The sequence below is a fragment of the Massilia sp. CT11-108 genome (genome assembly GCF_047302915.1).
Lineage (GTDB): Bacteria > Pseudomonadota > Gammaproteobacteria > Burkholderiales > Burkholderiaceae_D > Telluria > Telluria orientalis.
The window spans coordinates 1-4147 of the sequence record NZ_JBKYMO010000482.1; the positions used below are offsets into that span (position 1 = coordinate 1).

Sequence of the window (4147 nt, forward strand, 5' to 3'; positions counted from 1 at the left end):
CCCCCCCCACCCCCCCATTTAAAACTTAACCCCCCCCCCCCCCCCCCCCCGGCCGGGCGCCGCCCCGCGGGGGCTGTCCGCGACCGCGAGGCGGCGCGCCGCCGCGCGCACGCAGGACCTCGTGGCGCGCTACGGCGGCGAGGAATTCGCGATCCTGCTGCCGCAGCTGGACGGCCGTGGCGCCACCGGCGTGGCGCACCGCCTGATGACGGAGCTGGAGCAGATGGCGATCCCGCACGCCGCATCGCCCACGGCCTCCCGCCTGACCGCCAGCATGGGCATCGCCTGCATGGTGCCGGGCGAGCACAGTATCCCGGCCGACCTGATCCAGGTGGCCGACGCCCTGCTGTACCAGGCCAAGGCCGAGGGCCGTAACCGCTACCGGCTGGGCGGCGCCGACTGCGTCGCCTAGTTTTTCACGCGTAGCGCCGCACGAGGAATTCGGCCACGCACACGGGCTTCGTGCCGCCCTCGCGTTCGACCGTGACGTCGAGCGTCAGCTGGCTCGATCCATGTTCATCGTCCAATGCCGCCAGCACGATCGCCGCGCGCACGCGGCTGCCGGCCGGCACCGGCGCGGGAAACCGCACCTTGTTCAAGCCGTAGTTCACGACCAGCTTCGCGTCGGCCATGACGAGCACGTCGGACAGCATCGACGGCAGCAGCGACAGGGTGAGAAAGCCGTGCGCCACGGTCCCGCCGAACGGCGATTCGCGTGCCGCGCGTGCGGGATCGATGTGGATCCACTGGTGGTCGTCGGTGGCGTCGGCGAACGTGGCGATGCGGTCCTGGCCGATCTCGAACCAGCGCGACCGGCCCAGCTCCGTGCCGACGAGGCCGCGCAGCGCGTCCAGCCCCGTCACTTCGTGCAGGGCGCTAGCCATGGCGAGCCTCCGCGCCGGGCCGGCGCCCGAACATGCCCATGCCTTCGACCGTGCACACGGTCTCGCCATGCTGGTTGATCGCGACCCACGTGGACCAGACGACGCCGCGGTCGGGCTTCGACGCGGACGCCTTCACCCGCGTGGTCCGGTAATGCACGTTCAGCGTGTCCCCCGCGCGCACCGGCGCGAGCCAGCGCACGCCGTCCAGGCCGGGCGAGCCCATGCTGGCCGAGCGGTTCAGCAGCCCGTCGACGACCATGCGCATCATCATGCCGCACGTGTGCCAGCCGCTGGCGATCACGCCGCCGAAGATCGACTCCGCCGCCGCGCCGCGATCGAGGTGGAACGGCTGCGGATCGAACTCCCGCGCGAACGCGACGATCTCGTCTTCCGTGACGGTGCGCGTGCCCAGGTCGATGTCCTGGCCGGGTTCGAAATCCTCGAAGTACCAGTACGCCTTCATGCCGCCTCCTCGTCATCGTAAAAGCCCGGCTGCGCGATGAAGCGGGCCAGGTGATGGTCGCAATCGCCCAGCGTCAGCTCGATCGTCGACAGGCGCTTGAAATAATGCGACGCCGGCAACTCGTCCGTCACGCCCATCCCGCCGTGCAGCTGGATCGCCTGCTGGCCCACGAAGCGGGCGGCCTGGCCCACGCGGTACTTGGCGGCCGCGACCGCGCGGCGGCGTTCGGCGGCATTGCCCGTGCGCGCATCATCGGCAAGGCGCACGGCGGCCAGCAGCGCCATCGAACGGGCCTGCTCCAGATGCACGTACATGTCGGCCATGCGGTGCTGCAAGGCCTGGAACTTACCGATCGGCACGCCGAACTGCTGGCGCGTCTTGAGGTAGTCGAGCGTCGCGCCGAACAGCGCATCCATCGCACCCAACGCTTCCGCGCACAGCAGGCCGGCGCCATGGTCGGCCGCCGCTTCCAGGATGGTCCAGCCTGCGCCCACGGTGCCGATCACGGCATCCGCGCCGACCGTCACGTCGCTCAGCAGCACGTCGGCCGCACGCTGGCCGTCCAGCATGCGCACGTCGCGCATGACCACGCCCGCCGCGTCCGCCGGTACCGCGAACAGCGTGATGCCGTCCTCGTCGCGCTGCGCGCCGGCCGTCCTGGCCGACACGATCAGCACGCCCGCCTGCGCGCCGTGCAGCACGACCTTCTTTTCGCCGTTCAGGCGCCAGCCGGCGCCATCCGGGGCGGCACGCGTTGCGATATCGCGCAGGTCGTGGCGCGACTGGCGCTCGCCCAGCGCACAAGCCAGCTTCAGGTCGCCCGCGGCCACGCGTTCGAGCAGCGCTTCATGCGCACGCCCGCGACGCAGGAACTCGGCGCCAAACATCGTCGCGAAATACGGTTCGACCACGAGGCCGCGGCCGAGTTCCTGCATCACGACGAACATGTCGACGGCATCGCCATCGAAGCCGCCCTGCGCTTCCGGCAGCGGCAGTGCCGTGAGGCCGAGCTCGGCGAGCGTGGCCCAGGCGGCATCCGATACGCCGGCCGGCGACCCGACGATGGCGCGGCGCGCCTCGAACGTGTAGTCGCGCGCGATCCAGCGCTTGAGCGCATCCGCCAGTTGCAGCTGCTCTTCCTTGAAGTTGAAGTCCATGTCTTTCCTCACAGGCCCAGGATCATCTGGGAGATGATGTTGCGTTGGATCTCGTTCGAGCCGCCGTAGATCGACGTCTTGCGGAAATTGAAGTAATGCGGCAGCAGCGGCGCGGCGAAGTCGTCGTCGATGGCGCTGTGCGCCTGCTCGCCTTCCAGGTAGGCCGGGTCGAACGGCAGCGCCAGCGGGCCGGCCGCCTCGACCATCAGTTCCGACAGCCGCTGCTGGATCTCGGTGCCGCGCACCTTCAGCACGGACGCTTCCGGCCCCGGCGCCCTGTCGGCTTGCGCCAGCACGCGCAACACCGTCATCTCGAGGGCCATCAGCTCGATCTCGAGGTCCGCCACTTTCGCCGCGAACAGCGGATCGCGCAGCAGCGGCGCGCCGTCCTTCCGCTCGCGCCGGGCGAGCGCCTTGAGCCGGGCCAGCTCGCGCTTGGACCGGCCCACGGCCGCGATCCCCGTGCGCTCGTGGCCCAGCAGATATTTCGCATACGTCCAGCCGCGGTTTTCCTGGCCGACGAGGTTCGCCACGGGCACGCGCACGTTGTCGAAGAAGACCTCGTTCACCTCGTGGTCCTCGTCGAGCATGACGATGGGGCGCACGGTGACGCCGGGCGCATGCATGTCGACCAGCAGGAACGAGATGCCCTCCTGCTTGCGCACGGCCGGGTCGGTACGCACGAGGCAGAAGATCATGTCGGCGTGCTGGGCCAGCGTCGTCCACGTCTTCTGGCCGTTGACGATGTAGTGATCCCCGTCGCGCACCGCCGTCGTCTTCAGCGACGCGAGGTCGGACCCGGCGCCCGGCTCGGAATAGCCCTGGCACCACCAGTCCTCGCACGCCAGGATGCGCGGCAGGTAATACGCTTTCTGTTCCTCGCTGCCGAACGCCATGATGACGGGCGCGACCATGTTCACCCCGAACGGCAGCACGGGCGGCGTACCGGCGCGGGCGCATTCCTCCTCGAAGATGTGGCGCTGCACGGGCGTCCATCCCGGGCCGCCGTACTCGCGCGGCCAGCCGGGCGCGGCCCAGCCCCGGCGCGCGAGGATGCGGTGCCAGCGCACGTAGTCGTCCTTGTGCAGGCGCAGGTGGTTGGCCACCTTGTGGCGCAGGTCGGCCGGCAGTTCGGCCTCGAGGAAGGCACGCACCTGGTCGCGGAAGGCCAGGTCGTCGCCGGTATAGGTCAGGTCCATGTTGTCTCCTTTGTTATGCCGGCCAAAAAAGCACGACCGTTCAAAAGATTGTACCCGAAATCATCCGGCAAGAAGCGCGCGGCCCAAATGCAAACGCCCCCGCGCGGGCGGGGGCGTTCGTGCTGCCGCGTAGCCTGGCGATCAGCGCTTGCGGCGACGGACGATGCCCATCGCGCCCAGCATGCCCGCCATCATCAGGGCGATCGACGACGGTTCCGGCACGGCGGTGGCCGGCGGTGGTTCCACCAAGGGCGGCGGCTCGACGAATGCGGGCAACGGCGTCGACGGCGCCCCGTCCGGCAATTACAACAATGGGAACGGCGCGACGGTGATCACGCCGGCGGCCGGCGGCCAGGAGGGCGGCGCCATCGTCCAGCTGCCGATCCCGGCGCAGAACAGCCATGCCGGCGGCAGCGCCGGCAACGGCGGCGGCATCGGCGGCAT

6 protein-coding genes and 1 pseudogene are annotated in these 4147 nt (G+C 70.0%); 2 read left to right on the forward strand and 5 right to left on the reverse strand.

Annotated elements, in window-relative coordinates; all coding sequences use genetic code 11:
- Window positions 1-121: 121 nt before the first annotated feature.
- A complete protein-coding gene (locus tag ACEN88_RS25795; RefSeq protein WP_413344258.1) occupies window positions 122-412 on the forward strand; it encodes a diguanylate cyclase domain-containing protein in 291 nt (96 codons plus the stop codon).
- Window positions 413-416: 4 nt separating this feature from the next.
- Here ACEN88_RS25795 and ACEN88_RS25800 read toward each other — a convergent pair whose 3' ends face one another.
- From ACEN88_RS25800 to ACEN88_RS25820, 5 genes are all read right to left on the reverse strand, one after another.
- Entirely contained in the window at window positions 417-884 is a 468-nt protein-coding gene (locus tag ACEN88_RS25800) for a MaoC family dehydratase (protein ID WP_413344260.1), read from the reverse strand.
- Window positions 877-1347, reverse strand: a complete 471-nt coding sequence (locus tag ACEN88_RS25805) for a MaoC family dehydratase (RefSeq protein ID WP_413344262.1) — start codon at window positions 1345-1347, stop codon at window positions 877-879. Before ACEN88_RS25805 ends, ACEN88_RS25800 begins: the two co-directional genes overlap by 8 nt.
- Window positions 1344-2504, reverse strand: a complete 1161-nt coding sequence (locus ACEN88_RS25810) for an acyl-CoA dehydrogenase family protein (RefSeq protein WP_413344263.1) — start codon at window positions 2502-2504, stop codon at window positions 1344-1346. Before ACEN88_RS25810 ends, ACEN88_RS25805 begins: the two co-directional genes overlap by 4 nt.
- Before the next feature lie 8 nt (window positions 2505-2512).
- Window positions 2513-3703, reverse strand: coding sequence for an acyl-CoA dehydrogenase family protein (locus tag ACEN88_RS25815; protein WP_413344264.1), 1191 nt, complete (start codon window positions 3701-3703; stop codon window positions 2513-2515).
- 141 nt (window positions 3704-3844) lie between these two features.
- Window positions 3845-3895, reverse strand: a complete 51-nt coding sequence (locus ACEN88_RS25820) for a hypothetical protein (protein WP_413344266.1) — start codon at window positions 3893-3895, stop codon at window positions 3845-3847.
- Window positions 3896-3929: 34 nt separating this feature from the next.
- Between ACEN88_RS25820 and ACEN88_RS25825 the strand changes: the two are divergent.
- Window positions 3930-4147, forward strand: a pseudogene (locus ACEN88_RS25825) (hypothetical protein); the annotation flags it as partial.

Excerpts from the sequence above, each read along its gene's own strand:
- ACEN88_RS25810 (WP_413344263.1), bottom strand. The coding sequence starts at position 2,504 with ATGGACTTCAACTTCAAGGAAGAGCAGCTGCAACTGGCGGATGCGCTC.
- ACEN88_RS25805 (WP_413344262.1), bottom strand. The coding sequence starts at position 1,347 with ATGAAGGCGTACTGGTACTTCGAGGATTTCGAACCCGGCCAGGACATC.
- ACEN88_RS25800 (WP_413344260.1), bottom strand. The coding sequence starts at position 884 with ATGGCTAGCGCCCTGCACGAAGTGACGGGGCTGGACGCGCTGCGCGGC.
- ACEN88_RS25815 (WP_413344264.1), bottom strand. The coding sequence starts at position 3,703 with ATGGACCTGACCTATACCGGCGACGACCTGGCCTTCCGCGACCAGGTG.